This window comes from Arthrobacter sp. MOO21 (genome assembly GCF_057369995.2).
In genome coordinates, this window is sequence record NZ_CM170671.2 from 2,968,984 (window position 1) to 2,990,166 (window position 21,183).

The window sequence follows — 21,183 nt, forward strand, 5'->3', positions numbered from 1 at the left end:
TCCTCAGAACTTCAGGTCGATGATCTTGCGCATCCACAGCGCACCAATGGTCATGAGCACGAACGAGGCGCCGATCATCACCCAACCCAGGGGATGGTTGAACATCGAGTTCATGTAGGTGGGGCTCACCGCCAGGAGCATGGCCACGATGCCGAACGGCATGGCGATCAGGATGTACGCGGAGAACTTGCCTTCCGCGGCGAGGGCCTTGATGTGGCCCTTGATCTCCGCGCGCTCGCGGATGGTCTCGCCGACCTGATCCAGCACCTCGGCCAGGTTGCCGCCCACCTCGCGGTTGATCTGGATGGCCTGCGAGATCCAGATGAAGTCCTCGTTCTTCATCCGGTCCGCAGTGTCGTTGAGGGCGGCCAGCAGGTCGCGGCCCAGGCTGGTCTCGGTGATCACCCGGCGCATCTCTTCCGACGTCGGCTTCTGGGACTCAGCTGCCGCGGCGTCGATGGCGCGCAGGATGCTGTGGCCGGCGCGCAAGCTGCCGGAAAGCAGTTGCAGGGTGTCGCCCAGCTGGCCGTCGAAGGCGGTACGGCGCTTGCCGGCCAGGAACCCGAGGACGAGCTTGCCCACAAAGGGTGCCAGCAGGGCAAGCAACAGTCCCACCAAGGGGCCCACCGTTACCACGCCGACCAGCATTCCGACACACGCACCAATGCCCACCAGCAGGAAGAACTCGGCCTGGCTGAGGCGAAGGCCTGCGTTTTCCAGCTCGGCGCGGGCGAACAGTTTGACATTACGGCCGGCGAGGATGCGTTCAAAGGACCTGACGCCGGTGAGCGCCAGCCGGGACAGGGAGGAGGGCGGCTCGGCTTCGAACGGGCGACGGCGGTCCAGCGGCACGGAGGGTGCGCTCGGCAAGAGCACGGCCACACCGACGAGGCAGACGGCTGCCAGGAGGATGGCACTTCCAATGGCGATGATCATGGCTGCTTTTCCTACTTGGCGCCGGGGGACAGCGGACTGGCAAAAACTTCCGGGGACACGTGGATCCCCAAGTCCTCGAACCGGTCGATAAACCGCGGCCGGATGCCGGTGGCAACCGGTTTGCCAAGGAAGCGGCCCTGCGCGTCCACGCCTGCGGAGTAATCGAAGACAAAGGCGTCCTGGAGGGTGACGATATCGCCTTCCATGCCCTGGACCTCGGTGACGTGGGTGATGCGGCGGGAGCCATCGCGGAGCCTGGAAATCTGGACGATGAGGTTCACGGCGGAGGCGATCTGCTCGCGGATGGCGCGCAGTGGAAGCTCCATGCCGGCCATCAGCACCAGGGTCTCGAGTCGGGCCACCGCGTCCCGTGGGGAGTTGGAGTGAACGGTGGAGAGCGAGCCGTCGTGGCCGGTGTTCATGGCCTGCAGCATGTCCAGCGATTCACCGCCACGGACCTCGCCCACCACGATTCGGTCGGGGCGCATACGGAGCGAGTTGCGGAGAAGCTCGCGGATGGTCACCTCGCCCTTGCCTTCGGTGTTGGGCGGCCGGCTTTCGAGCCGGACCACGTGTTCCTGCTGGATCTGCAGCTCCACGGCGTCCTCGATGGTGACGATCCGTTCGTCGTGCGGCAGGAAAGAGGACAGGACGTTCAGCAGCGTGGTCTTGCCCGTGCCGGTACCGCCGGAGACGATGATGTTGAGCTTGGCCTTGACGCACGCGTTGAGCAGTTCCGCCATCTCAGGGGTCAGGGTGCCGAAGTCGATGAGGTTGCGGACGGTCAGTGGGGTCTTGCTGAATTTACGGATGGTCAGCGAGGAACCGCCCACGGCCAGGGGAGGAATGACGGCGTTGACGCGCGAGCCGTCTTCCAGGCGGGCGTCCACCAGGGGCGAGGACTCATCGATGCGGCGGCCCACCTTGGACACGATGCGTTCGATCACCTTGCGCAGGTGTTCCTCGGAGCTGAAGCGCGACTCGGTAAGGGTGAGCTTGCCTTTGCGTTCCACATAGATCTGGTCCATGCGGTTGACCATGATTTCGGTGACGGCGGGATCATCGAGCAGGCGCTGGAGGGGCCCGTAGCCCAGGACGTCGTCGGCAACATCGCGGACCAGGCGTGTCCGTTCCTCAGGGGTCAGCGGCACCTGCTCGGCGTCGATGATGCGGGTGAGTTCCTTCTTGGCGGTGCTCCGCAGTTCCTGCTCGGTGACGGTGGCGTCGTTGAAACGCGTTCCCATGCGTTCGAAAAGAGCGGTGGCCGCCCTGTCCTTCATGGCCGCGAAGACGTCCACCTTAGGTGCGGTGGGAACCTGCTGGCTGGCGTCGTCGTGCGCTGAATGCACGACGACGGGACGGGCCGGAAGGTGCCGGTCGGTGCTTTCCACCGGGGGCGTCATGGGCGCGGGCACCGGACGCGGCGCCTCAAGCAGCGCGGTGGCGGTGCCCGGCCCTGAGGCGGATACCGGGCCGCGGCCCTGGGCTGCGTTGATGCGTTCTGAGAGTTTCATTAGATGACCACCCTTCGGTGAAGCTTCCGTTGTGCCTGTGCACGCCAGGCCGGGTTGAAGCGCTCCACGAGCTGGCGGAGGCTCTTGACGGCGGGGTCTTTCCTGGATTCCTGGAGGACGGGGACGCCGCGGTTGGTGGACAACGCCACGGCCCGGGACCGGGGGACGCTGACGTCCACGGGGGCGCCGATGGTGGATTCAACGTCAGCGACGTTGAGGCCAGCCTTGGCGTCGGCCATGTTGAGGACCACATGCCGGGATTCGGGCATGATGTCGAGCTGGCGGAGGACTTCCAGGCCGGAGCGCAGGCCGCGCAGGCTGGGCACGTCCATGGCGCTGACCCAGACCACGTCGGTGCACTGTTCCATGGCTGCGAGCCCGATTTCCGGCATGCCCGGGGCGCTATCGATCACCACGTACTGGAACTCCTGGGCCAGCTGTTCGATCAGGTGGCTGACCTGGTCCGGAGTGATGTGGTCCGCGTCCACCGGGTTCGACGGGGCGCAGAGGGCGTAGATGCCGGCGGGGTGCACGGTGAGGAAGGCCTTGAGGACCAGGGAGTCTTGGGCTGCGGCCGGGGTGACGGCATCGGTGACGGTGTGTTCCGGGTTGAGGTAGAGGCCGGAGGCGACATCCCCGAACTGCAGGTCCAGGTCCACGATCACCACGCTCATGGGCGCGATCTGGCCCAGGCCGACTGCGATGTTGGTGGCCAGGGTGGTCTTGCCCACGCCGCCCTTGGGGGAAAAGACACCGATGACCAGGCCCTTGCTGTTCTCCGTCTGCTGCGGCTCCATGCCGCGGTGGCGGGTGGCGAAGGACTGGCAGGCGCGTTCGAGCAGCACCCTGATTTCGGCGGCGTCAGCCTGCGGGCTGAGGATGTCCCGGATGCCCGCGCGCATGGCGTGCAGCAGTAGGGACGGATCCACGTCGCTGACCAGGACCAGGCTGAGGCCGGGGAGCTGGACGTCGAAGACCTTGGCGAACCGCAATGCCTCTTCATATGGAACGTCCGGGCCAATGATGAGGACTTCGGGCTGTTCCTGGTTGAGGAGGGCGAACAGCTCCGCCGGGCCTGCCGGCAGGATGTCACTGGCGATGGTCTGCACGGAGCCGCGCAGGCCGTGGGCGACGGCGGCGCGCAGCTTCTGTTCGAACTCGGCGTTGGGGGAGAGGAGGACGAAGCGGCTCATTTGTACACCGTGTCCTTCCTGGCGATGAAGCCGCCGTTGTCCTGCGCGTCGAGGGGTTCCTTGGTGAGCCAGAGGTCGCCGTTGTTGGAGGAGTAGATGATCTTGGTGGCGTCGACGTCGTTCACTGCCACCGTGACCATGAGTGATCCCTGGGGGAGTGTGGTGTCCTGGGGGTTGGTGCCGTCGGTGGGCTTGGCCGTTGCCTGGGGTGCACGCTGGACGGCGGTGACCAGGACCTTGCGGAGCGTGAGCTGGGTGGTGGGCTCGCCTGCCTTGGCCTTGTCCTTGTCCGCGCCGGCGGCGAAGCTGAAGCCGATACCGATATGGTCGCCGGCCTCGATCCGGCCACCCACCACACGCTTAGCTTCCAGTTCGAATGTCACTTCCTGCAGGCCGGTGGGCACCTTGACCGCGCCGCTCGTCTTGGCATCCGCCGGGTTCACAAGCCGCTCGGCCAGGAGCTGCTCGCCGGGGACGAGGTCCACGGCGGCGACGGTTCCGGCTTTGCTGTCGAGGCTGCTGAGGGCTGTGGTGGCAACGCCGGCGGCTGGAACGTCCTCGACGGCAAGCGACCGGGCCATATCGTTCACCGGGGTTCCGGCGGGAATGGCTTTCTGCACCACCAACACTTTCTTGGGACTTGTGGTCGCAATCGCCCGCTGGTCTGCTCCCTGTGCATAGAAAATAATCAAGAGGGCTCCCACAAGCGCCAAGGCCACTGCGGCCGTGCCTGCGAGCATGCGAGACTTCACGTTGGACTCCGTGGTGTGTTGAGGGGTGGATCAGGAAGCGAGGCGGACGATGGTGGCACCGTAGGGGTCCACGGGGCCGAGGGTGTAACCGTCGGCGAGGGAAACGTATTTGACGAACTTGCCGATGATGCCTCGGCATTCGCCGCGGCATTCAGTCGTGGCGGTTACCCCGGTGACGGTGGAGGCCCGGTTCTGGAAGGTGTAGGGAAGGCCGCTGTCACCACTGAACTTCCAGCCGGTGACATCGAAGGCCGCGAACGAGATCAGGCCGTAAACTGCACCCGATCCTGTTCCGGTGACTTTGTTGTAGACGGGCAACAGCACGATGACGTGCTTGCCCGCGCTGATGTCGTTGGACCACTTGGTGAGCGTGTCCGAGCAATTGCCTGGGGCATTGTTCCCAGGGTCGCTGCCGCCTTCACTGAGGGCGAGGTCGATGGTGCCGCCGCATTTTCCGGCGTCCTGGACCAGCCAGCCGAAGCCGCCCTCAACGGCAGCTCCTGACGGTCCGTAGTTGCAGTCGGCGTTTGCATTCTTGCCGTGGTCCTGGAGGAGCTGCAGCGGGCCGTCGACGTAGTCCTTGACCTGGCAGATGGAGAACGCGAGCGGGAAAGCGGTGCGGCCGGCCTTGGGGCTGCCCCACATCGCAGACGACTTGGTACCGACTTCTTTTGACGGGATCCCAAGCGCCCAGGCGAAGAAGAGCGAGACGGAGTTGTCCGGAGCGCCGGCTTCTTTCGCCGTAGTGATGACGGATACAGTTCTGGCTGTCTTGTCGAGCTGGATGTTGTTGACGTTGCTCTTGCCGTCCAAGGCATTCTGGTCGGCGAGGCTTCCGGCGAGCGTCGACGTCGTCGAACACAGGGTGTCCGAGCTGTTGCGTGCGCACTTCTGTGCGAGGGCGATGGCTGAAGCGTCTGCGCCGTTCTGCAGCTGGGCCTTCTCCGAGTAGATCACGCCGACGTCGACGGCGATGGCCACGAAGCCCAAGAGGACAACCAGAAGGATGGCGACGATGACGCTCACGGCACCGCGCTCGCCGTGCTGCTCCCTTGTGTTCCTGTTCAGCCGCCGCACAGCATGACTCCTTTACCCGTCATCGGGAACGGGCCCGCGATGCCGGTGATGGTGGAAAGCGTGTACTTGATGGTGAGGGTCACCTGGCTCCCCGTGCTGCACGTATTGGTGCTGAGCGTGATGTCCGAAGCCGGGATGGTGCTGCTGACCGATGCAGCTGCATTCTGGGCCGCGGTCTTCGCCGCAGCGGGGTCGTTGTTGATCGCCATGACCCGCACGCCGTCACGGGCTGCGTTGGTCAGGGTGATCTGGGCGTTGTACGCCCTGCCGAACTCAATGGTCCCCAGGACAAGCATCAATAGGAGGGGCAGCAGGATCGCGAATTCGACGGCGGCTGCTCCGCGCTCCGAATCTCGTGACACCTGCTGCACCTCCTCTTGGTCTGTCTTGTTGTTGCCCCTGTCGCTGGAGGCGGTGCGGTTCCGATATGGGGTCCGGAACCGGACTAGCGGGTTCTACTACGGGGTGGTGGTGGCAGCAGTCGTCGGCACCGGAACCTTGCCGGCAACGTTGTTGAACATGCTGCTGAGGTTGCCACCCAGGAGGGTGACGGCGACGATGATGACCACGGCGATGAGTGCGACCATGATGCCGTATTCAACGGCGGTGGCGCCCTTTTCACTGCGGAGGCGGATCATGAGGTTGGTGTAGAGAGAAAGCATTTTTGACTCCTGAGCGAGACGGATTGGCTGGCCCTGCACCAGCACTGAAAATAAGTTAGCAACCGAATTTGGCCTAAAAGCCGTATCTTGGAACATCCTGCGCAAACGCTTTCACTTCCGCACTTTTCCTGCGCTTTTGCTTGGATTTCGCTGCGCTAAAGCCGGGTTTGGGGTGGTGGCGCGCACACAAACGGACCCCCTCGGTTCTGGGTGCCGAGGGGGTCCGGTCTATGGGGCGCTGCAGCCAGACTGCGCCTAGGGGATACCGAGCGCCGTTTTAACGCCGGTGGCGAGATGGTCAAAGAAGCCGTTGAGCGAGATGCCGAATACGCCCACGCCAGCCACAATCACGATTGCTATGAACCCGACTGTGATCCCATATTCCGTGGCGGTGGCACCGCCTTCCTCGCTTCTCAGCCGCTGCGCGATCTCTCGGACCAGGGACAGTGCCTGTTTTAAGTTCCTCATGACTCCGCCTAGGAGAAAGCAGCGATGATATTCATGACTGCCGGCCCCAGCAGGATGATAAACAGGGTCGGGAAGATGAAGAAGATCAGCGGAAAAAGGATTTTCACGGGGATCTTCATCGCGTGTTCCTCAGCACGTTGACGCCGTTTGAGGCGCATTTCGTGGGCTTGAACCTTCAGTACCTTGGCGATGGCGATGCCGTAAGCGTCTGCCTGGACAATCGCCCGAATAAAGGACCGCAAATCAGGGACATCAACACGGTCAGACATCGCCAGGTACGCTTCCTTCCGCGAGCGCCCTACCTGCATGTCCTGCAGCGTCCGGGTCATCTCTTCTGCCAAGGGGCCGCTGCCATTCTGGGCCGTGCGGGCCATCGCGGCCTCGAAACCCAAACCTGCCTGCACGGAGATCAGCATTTGATCCAGGGTGTTGGGCAGTTCCTGCCTGATCTTGGCCCTACGCTTCTCGGCATTGGTTCGCACCAGCAGATCCGGCGCGAAGTAGCCAAACGCCGTCGCGGCCATGAACACGGCAAAACGGGACGGCTCCGGGGAAGCAAGGAAGAAGAACAGACCGAAAGCCGCACCTCCGAGAGCCAACATTGGCTTGACCACCAGGAGGCGTTCCAAAGGCCACTCCTTCGGCCTCCCCACACCAGCAAGTTGCTTGTCCAGCCAAGCTACATAGCCCACGGGAGTGATTTTGCGGGCGATTGCAGCAGTATCGACAGAGAGGCTTTGCTGGGAGGCATTCCTGGCCCTTTGCCCCAGGTTGGCCTGAATGTTGCGGATGGCAACCCTGTCCGTTGCGAACACGGACCAAACCAAATATGAAATCGGAAGAACGATTGCCAGCGTCGCGCCTAGTGCTATTGGTGACATCTCATTGCTCCTAGTACTTGGGTTTGATCAGGCGGCTGAGCCAGACACCGCCGGCGGTCAGCATGACAGCGGCAACTCCCAGCATCAGATAACCGGGCACCGTGCTCGTGAACGTCTTCGAGTATTGAGGGTTGATAAAGATCAAGGCGAAGAACAGTACTACGGGAAGACCCATGAGGACGGCGGCAGACATCTTGCCTTCGGCACTCAAGGCTTTCACTTGGCGCCGGATCTGGTTCCGGTCCCGGATGGTCTCGCCAACATGGTCCAGTACCTCGGCAAGGTCTCCACCAACCTCGCGGTGGATCTCTATCGCCTGTGAGATCCAGGAGAAATCCTCACTGCCTGTGCGTGCGGAAACATCCATCATGGACTCGCCGAGATCCCGGCCGATCCTGGTCTCATTGACAATGCGGCTCAGCTCTTCGGACATCGGAGCCTCCGACTCCTTTGCCGAGGCATCAATGGCACGGAGAAGGCTGTGACCCGCCCGCATGCTCCCGGTCAGCATCTGGAGCGTGTCCGGCAACTGTTCGTCGAACTTGCTCTTTCGCCGTGAAGTCAACACGGTGAGGTACGCCAGCATTCCAGCAGGAACCGCCATAATTGCCAGGACTGCGAAGAAAAGGCCGCCCAGCAAGAACCCCAGAACTCCGCCTGCCAGAGCGCCTGCTCCCATCATTAGGAGAAAGTCTGCTGGCTGCGACTTCAGCCCAGCACGCTCGAGCCGTTCCCGGTTGATGAGGAAGTCGTTCTTCCCCTTGAGTCTCTTGTTGATCGCGCCCACAGCGGAATCGGTGAGAAGGGTCAGCTTGGAAGTAGCCGAGGGGACGTCCGGTCGACGCCGCTCGACTGGAATCACGTGCGTGGACTTGAGAACCACTGTGAAGAGCAGGGTAATCGCCGCCAGAATCAACAGCACTCCCAGGGCCAGCGGTACGAGAGAGGTCTCGGGTACCTCCATTACCGGCTCCTGACTGCTTGGGCACCGAACACGGCGGGGGAGATCCTGATGCCGAGTTCCTCGAACCTGTCCGTGAATCGGGGCCGGACGCCTGTGGGAATTGGCTTCCCCAAGAAGCGCCCGTTGGCATCGATGCCGGCAGAATAGTCGAACACGAAGGCATCCTGAAGCGTGACGATGTCCCCTTCCATTCCCTGCACCTCCGTAACATGCGTGACCCGTCGAGATCCGTCCCGAAGCCGGGAAATGTGCACGATCAAGTTCACTGCGGAAGCAATCTGTTCGCGAATGGCCCGCAGAGGGAGGTCCATCCCGGCCATCAGCACGAGGGTTTCCAAACGGGCGACAGCATCTCGAGGGGAATTCGCATGGACAGTTGAGATCGAACCGTCATGACCGGTGTTCATCGCTTGAAGCATGTCCAGCGACTCGCCTCCACGAACTTCGCCTACAACGATTCGGTCCGGCCTCATACGCAAGGAGTTGCGGACCAGGTCGCGAATTGAGACTTCGCCTTTTCCTTCGATGTTCGCTGGCCGGCTTTCCAACCTGACGACGTGATCCTGCTGAAGCTGCAGTTCCACGGCGTCTTCAATGGTGACGATCCGGTCGGAGGCCGGGATGAAGGAGGACAAAACGTTCAGCATCGTTGTCTTTCCGGTGCCAGTACCGCCGGAAACGATGATGTTCATCCTGGCCAACACACATGCCCTGAGCAACTCAGCCATCTCGGGGGACAGGCTCCCAAAACTAATGAGTTTCTCAACGGTGAGAGCCTCCCGGGAGAATTTCCTAATTGTGAGGGAGGCCCCGTTGACAGCCAAGGGCGGGATGATCGCGTTGACGCGGGATCCGTCGGGAAGCCGGGCATCGACCAAAGGAGATGATTCGTCGATGCGCCGCCCAATCCTGGTGACGATGCGCTCAATGACTCGCCGCAGTGCATCTTCGCTGGTGAACTTGGTGTCAGTGAGGAACAGTTGGCCGTTGCGCTCCACGTAAATTTGGTCCGCTCGGTTCACCATGATTTCTGTGACGCTGGGATCATCGAGGTAGCGCTGCATGGGGCCATGCCCCAGCACGTCATCGATGATTTCGCGGGTTAGTCGCTGGCGTTCCCCCTGGGAGAGGGGAACCTGCTCTTCATCGACGACTGCGCGCAGTTCATCCTTGACGAACTGATGAAGCTCAGCCTCGTCAAGGGACGAATCGGTAATCCTGGATCCAAGCCGCTCGTACAAGGCTTGGCTGGCCCGTTCCTTAAGCCCTGCCAGTGCTTCACTTGCGCCGCCCTCGGTGAGTTGGATATGCGTGGCAGCCTGGGACTGTTCAGCTGCTTGTGCCTGCTGCAATGCACTCAGGGTAGCTGCTGGGGCCTGCGGCGCGGATGGAGTCTCGACGCTTACATCGGGAGTGCTGCTTCCATCGGAGCGCAGCCTGGCAAATCGGTTTGAGAGTGTCATTGCACTACCGCCCTTCGGTGGAGCTTCTTACGGGGAGCTTCCCAATTTGGTTTGAATCGCTCGACCAGGTGCCGGAGGCCCTTGGCAACTGAATCGCGGCTTCCGTCCTGAAGGAGGGGAACGCCCTTGTTTGTCGAAAACGGAACGGTTCGGGAGCGGGAAAGCACGATGTCGACGGGAGCACCAATGGTGGCTTCCACGTCCTGGACGGTGAGGCCGGTCTTGCGGTCCGCCATGTTGAGGACAACATGTCTGTTATCGGGGAGGAGATCGAGTTCCGACAGAATCTGGAAGCCGGTCCTGAGGCCGCGGATGCTTGGTATGTCCATTCCACAGACCCACACGGCATCGGTGGCCTGCTCGAGGGTGGCCAACACGTGTTCTCCCAGGCCTGGCGCTGTATCCACAACTACATATTGGAATTCAGCCCGTAGTTGACGCAGGAGATGGCTGACATGCTCCCCGGTGATCCTGTCCATATCGATAGGGTTGCGAGGGGCGCACAAGACGTAGATATTTCCCGGATGGAGGGTCAGATAGGTCTTGAGAACCATGGCATCCTGGCTCGCCGCTCCCACCACGGCGTCGGTGATGGTGAAATCGGGGTCGAGCATGAGGCCACTGGCGATGTCACCGAACTGCAGATCCAAGTCCACCACCACTACACTCATCGGCGCAATCTGCCCAAGACCGATGGCCAAGTTACTCGCGATTGTTGTCTTGCCTACCCCGCCTTTCGGCGACATGACTGCAACGACGCGTCCACCTTCCGCAGTGGGACGCTCAGCGGTGTTGGGACCCAACCCACGTCGACGGCCTGCAGAGGCCAAACTCGCCCGCTCCACCAATGCCCGGACCTGATCCATGTCGGCGGACGGTGGAATGAGATCACGGATGCCGGAACGCATGGCGTTCAAGGCGAGTTCGCCGTCGTCGTCAGCTGCCAACACGATGCTGATTTCGGGGTATTGGAGATCCATGACGGCCGCGAACTTGAGTGCTTCTTCCTGCGGCAAACCCGGGCCGAGAATCAGTACTTCGGGCGGTTCTCCGGCCTGCTGGCGGAGGATGTCATCCGGGGACTCGGGCAAGTATGCGGCTTGGAAGAACTGCAGCGATCCGCTAAGCGGGGCCACCGATGCCCGAACCTTCCGCTCGTAGTCCAGAGACGGGGAAATCAAAATGAAGCGGCTCATTTGAATACCTTTGTCTGATTGACCACACCGCTGGTGCCCTCAGTGGCATCAGCCGGCTCTTTTGAGAGATAGATCTTTCCGAATTCGGCCGCGTAGACGAGCTTCTCGGTGTCGACGGCGTCACGTGCGAAGGTTATTAGGTAAGAATCACCGGATGTCTGTGCACTCTTGTCGGCGTTCAAAGAACCCGTTGAGCTCGCCTGGGTGGTTTGGGCCTGAGTCTGGGCTGGAGCCCCAGAGCTGAACTGGACCGCCGTGACCAGTACCTTGTGGAATGTCAGCTGGGTCCCATTGCCACCACCAGCAGCATCTGCCATCGAGATGAAGATGCCCACGGTGTCGCCGGCCTGTATCTTGCCGCCCACCACTCGCTCGATTCCCAACCGGAGGGTGACTTCCTGGAGCCCGGACGGCACCGCTACCCGCGCGGGCCCAAGATACGCATTTGCATCCACCAGGCGGCTGCTGAGGAGTTGTTCGCCGGGAACGAGGGCCACTGAGGTGACCATCGAACCTACGGCGCTGAGGTCCTGCACGCCGTCGGCCGCAACAGCGGTTTTCGGTACAGGCTTTGTGGTGACGTACTGCGACAGTTGGCTTGCCGGCGTTCCCGCCGGCACCCCCTGTTTGACCACCAGGACGTCCTGCGTTTCCGTGTTGGCGAGAGCGCGGCGGTCTGCGCCCTGGACGTAATTGAACAGAAGGACGGTGCCTATGATTGCGACAACCAGCGCGGCAATGCCTCCCAGTAGGCGTGCTTTCATTTTCTACTTCCCCTTTGTTGGAACTACTTGATAAGTCGAACTTCCGAGGTGCCCAGGTCCACACCGCCGGGGACCGGGCTTCCGGACCCGATAGCGACGTATTCAACAAACTGACCGATGATGCAACGGTCCTGCCCTCCACTGCATGCGAGAGCACTGGTCATGCCCGGGTCAGTTGCGGTGTTGCGAAACTCGTATTCGTGGTTGTTCCCGAACTTCCAGCCCCAGATCTTGAAAGTCGCGTAGCCGATGATGTTGAAACTGCCGGTGTTGCCTGTGCCAGTGGCGGTGTCGAAGACCGGGAATTGTGCTTTGACCTCGCCGCCCCCAAGAATCGTGTTTTGCCACCCGGCCAAGATCGTCGAACACCCATTGGGAGGGTTATTGCCCGGATCCGAGGCCATGCCGTTCGTGCCAACTTGAGTGGTCGCCACACACGGTGATGATTCATCGAGCCAACCCCAGCCACCAGGGATCTCGGTTCCGGAGGGGCCTGTGCACGTGGCACCTGGCTTGTACGAGATTTTCTGCAGCTCAGCGGTGGGGCTTGCTGACGTCAGGTTGAAGCAGTTGTCCGACAGAGCTAGAGGAAAGCCAGAACCACTGCCAGGGAAACCGTGCCCTGCCGTTGCCTGTGCTCCCACGGTGACCGGGCCAGCGTTTATGGCATTCGCAAAAAGGTTGGTCAGGAAACTGGACGAACCGTTTTTGGTCGACGTGGTAACGGTCACCTGACCTGGGACGGACAGATCCACGGAGGCATTGCTGGCGGCATCATTGGAGTTCGAGTTTGCCAATCCGTCGGCCAAGGCTGGCGCACACGCGCCTTGCTCGCAACTCTTGGCCACTGCCAAGGCACCGGCGTCCGCTCCGTTTTGCAGCTGCGAGCGTTCAGCGTAGATTTGGCCGACGTCAACGGCCATGGCGCCAGCCCCGATGAGTACGAGCATCATCACTGCCACCGTTACGCCTGCGGCGCCGCGTTCACCATCAGCGACTTGTGCTTTCTTCTTTAGCCGCCACATTGCATGGCTCCTTTGCCTGTAACTGTGAGTGTGGACCCGAAGAATCCTGTCAACGACGAGCCGCTGTATGTGACGGTCACGACGGCGGTCGACGCTGGCGTCGCCGCGGGGCAGGTTGCGGCCGAGTAGTCGAAGGTGAGCAGAGAAGAGTTGATTGAGGGTGCGCCGGCTTTGCCGGCGGCAGTTGCCTTCGTGGCGTCCTTGGTAATGGCCATAGTCCGTGCGGCCTCTCGGGAAGCCTGGGTAACGGAAACTTGGATGTTGTATGCGTTGGAGAACTCGACGATGGCGATGATCAGGGCGATCAGGATCGGGGCGACGAGTGCGAATTCGACGGCAACTGCGCCTCGCTCATCGTGTTTCCGATTTTTTGGGCTGCGTTTCAACGGGTCCCCCTGGGCGGTTGCAGCGTGGGCTTTAAGTGCGGTGTGCCGCGCCGATAAGGCGCGGCACACCGGTGGATTTGACCTACCAGGTGCCGACCGTAGTGGCGAGGCTGCTGAAGAAGGTCTGGAGGTTGCTTCCAAAGAGGGTGACGCCGGCGACGATCACCAGGGCGATGAGTCCCACCAAAAGGGAATACTCAGTTGCCGTAGCGCCCTTTTCGTTGGTGAATATCGCCCGAATCGTTGCAGCCATTTTTTGAAGAGCTGATGGGAAATCCGACATGATTCCGAGCCTTTCTGCTGATGGGCTGACGGTTACCAGGCCCCGACCTTGACGGCGAGGCTGCTGAAGAAGGTCTGGAGGTTGCTTCCGAAGAGGGTGACGCCCGCGACAATAACGAGGGCGATGAGGCCCACCAGAAGCGAGTACTCAGTTGCCGTGGCGCCCTTTTCGGAAGAGAAGCGATCCTTGATGCCGGCGACGAAAGCCATCATCGAGACCATGAGAGAAGTCATTGTATTTTCCTTAATTCGGTGAAATTGAATTGATTATTTATTTCAACGAATTTCCAGCTGCCCCCATAAATCCTTTAGCGGCTGGACTTCGCTAAGAAGAGATTGTCATTTGGGGGCAGGGGCAACAATGCGTAGTGGTACTCGATTTTTTTGGGGGTTGTCAAAAGTACGTACTTGAAAAGTGAGGGCAGTACTCATAAGCCGCGGCAGGTACGCGGCTCACTACTTGGAGTCCCCTTGCAGGGACGTCGGGGCACAGGCATGTGCTCCGCAGCAGTGGCTACGTGAAGAGGAGCGCAATTGTCGCGAGGGCACCGAGCATCGCGGGGCCGTGTGCCACCTCTGTGGCCTGTTTTCGGCCCTTTCGGCCGACGACAATGACCGTCACCACCCCATTAAGGATGAATCCGAGAAGGCCGCCGTAGAGGAGTTGGACCCAGCCTAGGTACCCGAGGTACAAGCCCACTGGCGCGGCAAGCTTGACGTCTCCCATGCCGATGCCGCCGGGAGAGATCAAGGCCAATATCAAGTAACTGGCGAACAAAACTGCCCCTCCAAGCAATGCCCGCAGGAAACTATCCGCCTGTTTCTCAAAGAGCCAGGGAAGTAAAAACAATAGTGCGCCACCAGTAAGGAGTGATAATACGAGCGGATTAGGCAGTAGATGGAGCGCAACGTCGATCCGTGCCAGCTGTACGCCTAATACTGCAAGGAAGAGGAAAGCTGGAAGACTAAAAGAAATTCCAAAATGGAAAGCAAAAGCCGCGCACGCGAGCCCGGTGAGTGCCGCCGTCGTAATCCGTGCGGGGAGGCCAGGCAGGCCACCCAGCCGCGGGAGCCGTTTGGCGATGAGGACCTCGGCCAGGGGGGAGAGTGCGGCGCCCACTAGGCCGATGCCAACAACCCAAAGCCATCCCGGCAGGCCCTCATGACCCGTTGTAAACACCGCGACCCCCTGCGTCCGTCAGGCCGGCAGGCGCTGAGGCGGCATCCGGCTACCCCATTTTGACCCTGAACCCCCGGACGCGCTAATCTTGGTAGTCGTTGTGCGTGTCCTATTCCGATGGTGCGTGCCCGCTTGAGAATCCGGTTGCAGGATAACTACTCAACGTGCATATTCGGAACTTCAGGATGACTGGTTACATAGAGCCCTCACCTCTGTTCCGGTAGCGCGCAGACAGTAGGTGCACGAGCTAGTGACACCTAAACAAGAACGCCAGAACAAGAACGAGGCAAACACCGTGCGTACGTACACCCCGAAGCCCGGCGATATCAACCGCCAGTGGCACGTCATTGACGCCACCGACGTTGTCCTTGGCCGTCTTGCAAGCCAGACCGCAATCCTGCTGCGCGGCAAGCACAAGGCCACCTATGCATCCCACATGGACATGGGCGACTTCGTCATCATCATCAACGCTGAGAAGGTTGCCCTGACCGGCGCCAAGCTGGAGCAGAAGCGTGCTTACCGCCACTCCGGCTACCCGGGCGGCCTGACCTCCGTCAACTACGCGGAACTGCTGGAATCGAACCCGGTCCGCGCCGTTGAGAAGGCCATCAAGGGCATGCTCCCCAAGAACTCCCTGGCTGCCCAGCAGCTGGGCAAGCTGAAGGTGTACCGCGGTGCCGAGCACCCGCACGCCGCACAGCAGCCCAAGACTTTCGAAATCACCCAGGTCGCCCAGTAGTCCTGGCCACCAAACAACTTACTTAATACAAGGAGAATCGTGGCTCAGAACGAAGAACTGACCACCGAGGCCCCCGAGGCCGAGGAAAACCTGACCAGCTACACCTCTGAGAGCTCCGCTGCTGAAGCTGCTCCCAAGAAGGAACGCCCGGCCCTGACGGTTGCCGGCGCAGCTGTTGGCCGCCGCAAGGAAGCCGTTGCACGCGTCCGCGTTGTGCCCGGCACCGGCAAGTGGACCATCAACGGCCGCGAGCTGGCGAACTACTTCCCGAACAAGCTGCACCAGCAGGACGTCAACGAGCCCTTCAAGATCCTCGATCTTGAAGGCGCCTACGACGTCATCGCCCGCATCCACGGCGGTGGCATCTCCGGCCAGGCCGGCGCCCTGCGCCTCGGCATCGCCCGTTCGCTGAACGAGATCGACGTCGAGAACAACCGCCCGACCCTGAAGAAGGCCGGTTACCTGTCCCGCGACGCCCGTGTCATCGAGCGTAAGAAGGCCGGTCTCAAGAAGGCCCGCAAGGCCCAGCAGTACTCCAAGCGCTAAATCCGCTTGCACAGAAGCCCGTCCCGCCGTTTGGTGGGACGGGCTTTCTGCGTTCCTGACTGCACGAACAACAACTTGATGCCTTACCGCCCTTAGCCCTCACTGGATGCCTACTGCTGCGCCTTCAGGTTGTAGACAGTTACACCGTCTATCAGGGTGGATGGAAAATTGGATTTGACCCAGCTCGATATTTCGAGCAGCTCACCGCTCCGGCCGGGAAGGTCCAAATGGTCCTGATGCCAGACGAGCAGACATATTTTTCCTTCTCGGACGAGCGCTCGAAAGCGCTCCAGCGTCGGTGCAGGGTCGGTGCCGTTGAAGCCGCCAAGCGGCAGCACCGCTCTCGAGCTAGCCAGCTGAAGCTTCGCCGCCGATTGTGACGGGTACGTTGCCGCTCCCCAATCACACGTAGAGGCATCGCGAGTCAGCGAAATCAAGGCCGGTGATGGATCGAACCCGAAGCCCAGATCGTAGGACCATCCCGATTCCCTGGCTTTTACACCCGCGAGAAAGTGACTTATTGAGTTACTGCTTTTGGTGAGGGGGCCGGAAACTGGATTTGAACCCTGGTGTGCCACAGTCGTTGTGTAAAGGGATGTTGCTACGGGACCGGCCAATAACCCTGCAGCCGCAAGGCCACACCCTGCGACGTTGATCCACCCGGCAGGCGGGCGGATTGCAAGTAGCGCGGCTCCTGAAAGGCCCAAGATAAGTGCGGCAGTAATGAAGGCTGGTTGCCAGCCTTCGACTCCGCTGAGGAGGGCCCACTGCACAAGGGATCCGACCAGTATGCTGCATGAGGCTAAGATCCTGGCGACTGTCCTGGATTTCATTGCCATGATTGATTCGAGACCCATTGCGATCATGAGTGCCAGGGGAGAGGCCAAGGTTGCCGTGTAATACGTGTGAATGCCGTCTCCCATGAACGACAGCATGAGGTAGGCGGTAAGAAACCAGACCAGTGAGATAACAGCGGTAGCCCGGCGTGCCGGAGTGTAGGCAACACTCCGCCATGTCAGAAGCACCCATATGCAAGAGAACAATCCGACCATCAGCAGCCAGCCAATCTCCTGCGAGAAGTTGCTGTTTAGCAACCGGAGAAACCCAGCGTCACTTTCCGCCGCTTTGAAAGCCTCCGGAATCAAACCAACGGTTGGGTCCTTCTGCGTCGGAAAAAGTCGAGCAAGTCCGTTATAAGCAAGTGTGAGTTCAACTGCACTGTTACTGGTAGAACCACCGATAAATGGCCTGCTGGCCGGCGGTATAAGTTCAACTGTGGCAGTCCACAACCCGCCTAGTAGCACTAGGGAGACCACCCCATACATGCAAGCTCGAAGTTTCTTCGTCCACGCACAGGTGGCCGACACCATGAAAGCTATCCCGAGTGCAGGAACATTTAGTAGCGCCTGGAGCTGCTTGGTCATAAAGGCCAGACCCAGGAGGGCGCCTGCCAATGCAAAAGCTACAGAACTTCCGGATTCTACTGCCCGTATCACAAAGTAGGCTGCCGCGACCATGAGCAGCAACATTAGAGGGTCTGGATTGTTGTATCGGGAAAGCAGAGTGATGATTGGTGTTGTGAAAAAAATCACTGCTGCGACCAGGGCTGCGACAGCAGAGAAACTGCGGCGGACAATTACATAAATTAGGAAAGTTGTTGTAACTCCCATTATCGCTTGAGGAATTAGTATGCTCGTGGGTGAAAATCCGAATAGCCTAACCGATGCACCCATAATCCACAGGCTAAGTGGAGGCTTGTCCACAGTGATTGCGTTTCCCCAATCAGACGACCCGAAGAAGAACGCCTCCCAGTTCATTGTCCCGGATTGAACCGCCGCCGAGTAGAACGAATTTGCCCACCCGTTTATCCCGATGTTTGTAAAGTAGAGCGCGGAGTTGGCGAGAAGTATTAGCAGGAGAGCTGGCCGCTCCCAAACCGGGCTTGCCTTGGTGCCCCGAAAGAGTTGCCGTGCTAGGGAAGCCCAACGCCTTGTGGCAGTTTCATTTTTCGGTCGTGATGGCCGCTCGCCATTAGGAGCTGAGGTGATAGATCGTGACGCCGTCAACGCTCTGCTCCTTAAAGTTGTCCTGCACCCATTGTGAGATGTCCATCGTGTCCTGGCTCAGTTCGCCCCGATCCAGAAGCTCCTGCTGCCAGATGAAGAAGCCAATTTTGCCTTCAGCCACAAGTGCCTTGAACTGGGCCAGAGTGGGGGCCGGATCCGTTCCGAGCCAACCGCCCACAGCGATCACAGGCTGTCCTGATTCAAGTTGATACAGGGCTGCGTTCTGCGCTGAGAATGTGGCTGCGGCCCAAGTGCTTTTGCCTTTGGTCTGGCTGAGCATCTCTGTTACGCGTTCAACTGGTGTCGAACCATAAGCGGTTTGCAGAGCCCATGCTGGCGATCCGGCCTTTGCCATCAACAGGAGGCGGGACATAGCCATTGGATCGTTGGCGACGGGACCGGACTGGGGGTTAGTGCCGTTTTGTGCTGTGGAAATGGTGTAGACATTGGCTCCCAACGGAGCTATCACTAGAGCTGCCGCGATGGCAGTGGAGGCGATTCGTGTCTGCCTGTCGTCTTTACTGGCTACCCATCCACATACGGCAGCGACGCCCGTTATGACAACAAGGACCCGGAACCATGTTGGCCATTGATCGCTGTAATTGAGCACTCTGATGCACATGTATGTGGACGAACCAACAATCAGAGCGCCAATTAGCCGAAGGACTAACCTGTCCCGCCGCTGCCAAAGAATGGCGAGTCCAACCGGAACTACTAGGGCGACCGGCGCGGCCAATGAGTAGGTGTAGTAGGTGTGGATCATCGATCCCATGTAACAGAGCAAAAGGAATGTGACCGCAAACCAGCTGGCGGAGAGGGCAACGAGGCATCTCTGTGCTCGTGGAAGTCCCAAGGTCCGGTACAGAACCACCAGAACGATCGTCAAAGCTATTGCGGTGAAAGTAAGCCACGCGATCTCAGGGGCGAAGTTGCCATCGAAGATTCGCGTAAAGCCACCGTTGTATGGTGCGAGTTCATCTTTCGCAGTAGCCCGATTCCCACTTATTTGGGTCGGGATACGGATGAATCTAGCGAGGCCGTTGTAGTCGAGGGTGAGTTCGAGGATGCTGTTGGTCGCTGATCCACCGACGTAGGGCCGATTAGATGCCGGCGTAAGTTCGACCAATGCCATCCACCAGCCACCGCTGATGACCAGGGCGACAAGCGATCCGAGGAGTCGGAGGAGTCGTGATGCCATGGTCCCTGCGCCGAACAGCAGGACCACGAATACGAGGGCAGGGATGGGAAGGAATGCTTGGATCTGTTTGGCCATGAAGCCCAGTCCCAGTGATGTGCCGGCCAGCAGGTACCAGTGCCAGTGGTTGGATTCGATCGCCCGGATGACGAAGTAGACAGCGGCTACGGTCAGGATGCCCATGAGCGGTTCGGGATTGTTGTACCGGGACATGAGGACGACTACGGGAGTCGTTGCGTAAATCAGCCCGCCCAGCAATGCCGGTGCTGCGGGATGGCTTCGACGGATGATTTTGTAGATGAGCCAGGTTGTGGCGACACCCATCAACGCTTGGGGGACGAGCAGGGCCCAGGAGTTCAGTCCGAACAGCCGGACGGACAGGCCCATGATCCAGATGCTCAGGGGCGGTTTGTCGACGGTGATGAGATTGCCCGCGTCGAGGGAGCCGTAGAAGAAGGCTTTCCAGTCTTGGGATCCTGCCTGTGCCGCGGCGGAGTAATAGGGGTTGGCCCAGCCGTTGCGGTCCAGTCCCCAGAGGAATGCCGCTGCGGTCCCGAGGAGAAGGACGGCCAGGCCGATTCCCTCCCAAGGCCAGGAACTACCCGTGGCACGGCTTGGCAGAAGGGCCGCTGTCCGGGCCCGGGTTGTTATCGTCATCGGACAGATTCCCCCGCCGGGCGGAGAGCAGTGATCGTTCGGGGTACGTCATAACGCCGGACGCGGAACACCCAAAGACGTAAGAGAACAAACCGGATCAGAGTCGCCAAGACGTTGGCTGCGGTAAGAGTGAGGAGTTCCACGTTGGGTGCGGCATCGGCGTGCACCGAGTGCAGAACCAGCAACGACGAAGATGTGATTCCCCAAGCGAGCAAAAACACCAGCAACCCCTGGAATTGCTGGGTGAAGAGTTTCGCCGGGCCACTGATACCAAAGGTAAATTTGCGGTTGGCAGTTGTGTTTCCAATTGCGGTGAGCAGGAGTGCCAGGAAGTTAGCCTCCTGCGCGCTGAATGGGCCCTGGAGGATCAGGTATAACAGTGCGAAAGCCAGCGTTGAGGCGACACCAACGAGCCCAAAACGGAGTACCTGGCCGAAGAAGCTCGGCCGGCTCACCGGCGCGATTGGCCCCCGCCCCAGCTCAGCGTATATTGCCTGGACCGGGATGAGCCCCCTAACAAGAGATGTACCTACCCGGATCATTCCCCGGAGGTCATCAAGAGCGGTCTGCTTGATGTCCACGCGGCTATCGGGGTCGTCCACCCAGTCAACGGGAATTTCGTGAATCCGCAGTCCCGAGCGCTCAGCGATGATCAGCAGTTCGGTGTCAAAAAACCAGCCGTTGTCCTCGATATGCGGGAGTAAGCGCGCGGCAACATCTGCGCGTATCGCTTTGAACCCACACTGAGCATCCGAGAACCGCACCTGCATTGTGCGTCGAAGCAGGAAATTATAGGACCTGGAAATGAATTCCCGCTTGGGGCCCCGGCTCACGCGCGCACTCTGGCCCAGGCGTGTGCCTATGGAAATGTCGGAGTGACCGGACAAAAGGGGGGCCACCAACGGCGGAAGGGCGGCAAGATCAGTGGAAAGATCCACATCAAGATAGGCCAGAACCTTCGCTTCGGAGGCGCTCCATGCATCTCTCAATGCAAAGCCGCGCCCCTTGACCTCAAGGCGGCGGTATTCAACGTTCGGCATGTGCTCGCTGAGTCGAGCGGCAATCACCGGAGTCCGGTCGGTGCTTGCATTATCGGCGATGGTGATTTTCCACGTCGATGGCATTTCTTGGGTCAAGTAGTCGGCGAGCCTTGTGATGCTGCTTTCGAGTACCGCTTCTTCGTTGAAGACCGGTACAACAATTTCGAGCGCCAAGCCCCCATAGCTAGGTGTCATGC

Annotated in this window: 23 protein-coding genes; 2 read left to right on the plus strand and 21 right to left on the minus strand. The window is 60.3% G+C overall.

Annotation, left to right across the window (positions count from 1 at the left end):
• Positions 1-3: 3 nt before the first annotated feature.
• From AC2JAJ_RS13845 to AC2JAJ_RS13930, 18 genes are all read right to left on the minus strand, one after another.
• Entirely contained in the window at positions 4-936 is a 933-nt protein-coding gene (locus AC2JAJ_RS13845; RefSeq protein ID WP_486415459.1) for a type II secretion system F family protein, read from the minus strand.
• Between the two features lie 11 nt (positions 937-947).
• Positions 948-2,450, minus strand: a complete 1,503-nt coding sequence (locus AC2JAJ_RS13850) for a TadA family conjugal transfer-associated ATPase (protein WP_486415458.1) — start codon at positions 2,448-2,450, stop codon at positions 948-950.
• Positions 2,450-3,643 (minus strand): CpaE/TadZ family protein, encoded by a 1,194-nt coding sequence (locus AC2JAJ_RS13855; protein WP_486415457.1) that lies wholly within the window; start codon positions 3,641-3,643, stop codon positions 2,450-2,452. Before AC2JAJ_RS13855 ends, AC2JAJ_RS13850 begins: the two co-directional genes overlap by 1 nt.
• Complete coding sequence (gene cpaB / locus AC2JAJ_RS13860) at positions 3,640-4,266, minus strand: Flp pilus assembly protein CpaB (protein WP_486415456.1); 627 nt, start codon at positions 4,264-4,266, stop codon at positions 3,640-3,642. The genes AC2JAJ_RS13855 and cpaB (AC2JAJ_RS13860) overlap by 4 nt, the downstream gene beginning before the upstream one ends.
• Before the next feature lie 159 nt (positions 4,267-4,425).
• A complete protein-coding gene (locus tag AC2JAJ_RS13865) occupies positions 4,426-5,472 on the minus strand; it encodes a TadE/TadG family type IV pilus assembly protein (RefSeq protein WP_486415455.1) in 1,047 nt (348 codons plus the stop codon).
• Positions 5,460-5,834, minus strand: a complete 375-nt coding sequence (locus tag AC2JAJ_RS13870) for a TadE/TadG family type IV pilus assembly protein (protein WP_486415454.1) — start codon at positions 5,832-5,834, stop codon at positions 5,460-5,462. The genes AC2JAJ_RS13865 and AC2JAJ_RS13870 overlap by 13 nt, the downstream gene beginning before the upstream one ends.
• Before the next feature lie 96 nt (positions 5,835-5,930).
• Positions 5,931-6,134: a Flp family type IVb pilin gene (locus AC2JAJ_RS13875; protein ID WP_486415453.1), complete on the minus strand. Its 204-nt coding sequence runs from the start codon at positions 6,132-6,134 to the stop codon at positions 5,931-5,933.
• 255 nt (positions 6,135-6,389) lie between these two features.
• Entirely contained in the window at positions 6,390-6,602 is a 213-nt protein-coding gene (locus AC2JAJ_RS13880; RefSeq protein ID WP_486415452.1) for a Flp family type IVb pilin, read from the minus strand.
• 8 nt (positions 6,603-6,610) lie between these two features.
• On the minus strand, positions 6,611-7,483 hold the full coding sequence (locus AC2JAJ_RS13885; protein WP_486415451.1) for a type II secretion system F family protein: 873 nt from the start codon (positions 7,481-7,483) through the stop codon (positions 6,611-6,613).
• Positions 7,484-7,493: 10 nt separating this feature from the next.
• Positions 7,494-8,447, minus strand: a complete 954-nt coding sequence (locus AC2JAJ_RS13890; RefSeq protein ID WP_486415450.1) for a type II secretion system F family protein — start codon at positions 8,445-8,447, stop codon at positions 7,494-7,496.
• Positions 8,447-9,910 (minus strand): TadA family conjugal transfer-associated ATPase, encoded by a 1,464-nt coding sequence (locus AC2JAJ_RS13895; protein WP_486415449.1) that lies wholly within the window; start codon positions 9,908-9,910, stop codon positions 8,447-8,449. The genes AC2JAJ_RS13890 and AC2JAJ_RS13895 overlap by 1 nt, the downstream gene beginning before the upstream one ends.
• Complete coding sequence (locus AC2JAJ_RS13900; RefSeq protein ID WP_486415448.1) at positions 9,907-11,106, minus strand: CpaE/TadZ family protein; 1,200 nt, start codon at positions 11,104-11,106, stop codon at positions 9,907-9,909. The genes AC2JAJ_RS13895 and AC2JAJ_RS13900 overlap by 4 nt, the downstream gene beginning before the upstream one ends.
• Entirely contained in the window at positions 11,103-11,870 is a 768-nt protein-coding gene (gene cpaB, locus AC2JAJ_RS13905) for an RcpC/CpaB family pilus assembly protein (RefSeq protein ID WP_501053165.1), read from the minus strand. Before cpaB (AC2JAJ_RS13905) ends, AC2JAJ_RS13900 begins: the two co-directional genes overlap by 4 nt.
• Before the next feature lie 23 nt (positions 11,871-11,893).
• Entirely contained in the window at positions 11,894-12,895 is a 1,002-nt protein-coding gene (locus AC2JAJ_RS13910; protein ID WP_486415446.1) for a pilus assembly protein TadG-related protein, read from the minus strand.
• A complete protein-coding gene (locus AC2JAJ_RS13915; protein ID WP_486415445.1) occupies positions 12,883-13,281 on the minus strand; it encodes a TadE/TadG family type IV pilus assembly protein in 399 nt (132 codons plus the stop codon). Before AC2JAJ_RS13915 ends, AC2JAJ_RS13910 begins: the two co-directional genes overlap by 13 nt.
• Before the next feature lie 82 nt (positions 13,282-13,363).
• Positions 13,364-13,534 carry a Flp family type IVb pilin gene (locus tag AC2JAJ_RS13920; RefSeq protein ID WP_486415444.1) on the minus strand — a complete coding sequence of 57 codons (171 nt, stop codon included), beginning with the start codon at positions 13,532-13,534 and terminating at the stop codon, positions 13,364-13,366.
• A 62-nt stretch (positions 13,535-13,596) separates the two neighbouring features.
• Positions 13,597-13,797: a Flp family type IVb pilin gene (locus AC2JAJ_RS13925; protein ID WP_486415443.1), complete on the minus strand. Its 201-nt coding sequence runs from the start codon at positions 13,795-13,797 to the stop codon at positions 13,597-13,599.
• A 280-nt stretch (positions 13,798-14,077) separates the two neighbouring features.
• Positions 14,078-14,743, minus strand: a complete 666-nt coding sequence (locus tag AC2JAJ_RS13930) for a prepilin peptidase (protein WP_486415442.1) — start codon at positions 14,741-14,743, stop codon at positions 14,078-14,080.
• A 295-nt stretch (positions 14,744-15,038) separates the two neighbouring features.
• Between AC2JAJ_RS13930 and rplM the strand changes: the two genes are divergently transcribed.
• Together rplM and rpsI are read left to right on the plus strand one after the other, a co-directional pair.
• Positions 15,039-15,482, plus strand: a complete 444-nt coding sequence (gene rplM, locus AC2JAJ_RS13935; RefSeq protein ID WP_009358699.1) for a 50S ribosomal protein L13 — start codon at positions 15,039-15,041, stop codon at positions 15,480-15,482.
• A gap of 39 nt (positions 15,483-15,521) precedes the next feature.
• Positions 15,522-16,028, plus strand: coding sequence for a 30S ribosomal protein S9 (rpsI, locus tag AC2JAJ_RS13940; RefSeq protein ID WP_141942595.1), 507 nt, complete (start codon positions 15,522-15,524; stop codon positions 16,026-16,028).
• Between the two features lie 110 nt (positions 16,029-16,138).
• Here the strand turns inward: rpsI and AC2JAJ_RS13945 are convergent, their stop codons facing one another.
• The 3 genes from AC2JAJ_RS13945 to AC2JAJ_RS13955 all read right to left on the minus strand — a co-directional run bounded on the left by AC2JAJ_RS13945 (position 16,139) and on the right by AC2JAJ_RS13955 (position 21,181).
• Positions 16,139-17,845, minus strand: coding sequence for a glycosyltransferase family 39 protein (locus AC2JAJ_RS13945; protein ID WP_486415441.1), 1,707 nt, complete (start codon positions 17,843-17,845; stop codon positions 16,139-16,141).
• A gap of 214 nt (positions 17,846-18,059) precedes the next feature.
• A complete protein-coding gene (locus tag AC2JAJ_RS13950; protein WP_486415440.1) occupies positions 18,060-19,946 on the minus strand; it encodes a glycosyltransferase family 39 protein in 1,887 nt (628 codons plus the stop codon).
• Entirely contained in the window at positions 19,943-21,181 is a 1,239-nt protein-coding gene (locus AC2JAJ_RS13955) for a bifunctional glycosyltransferase family 2/GtrA family protein (RefSeq protein WP_486415439.1), read from the minus strand. Before AC2JAJ_RS13955 ends, AC2JAJ_RS13950 begins: the two co-directional genes overlap by 4 nt.
• Positions 21,182-21,183: the final 2 nt, after the last annotated feature.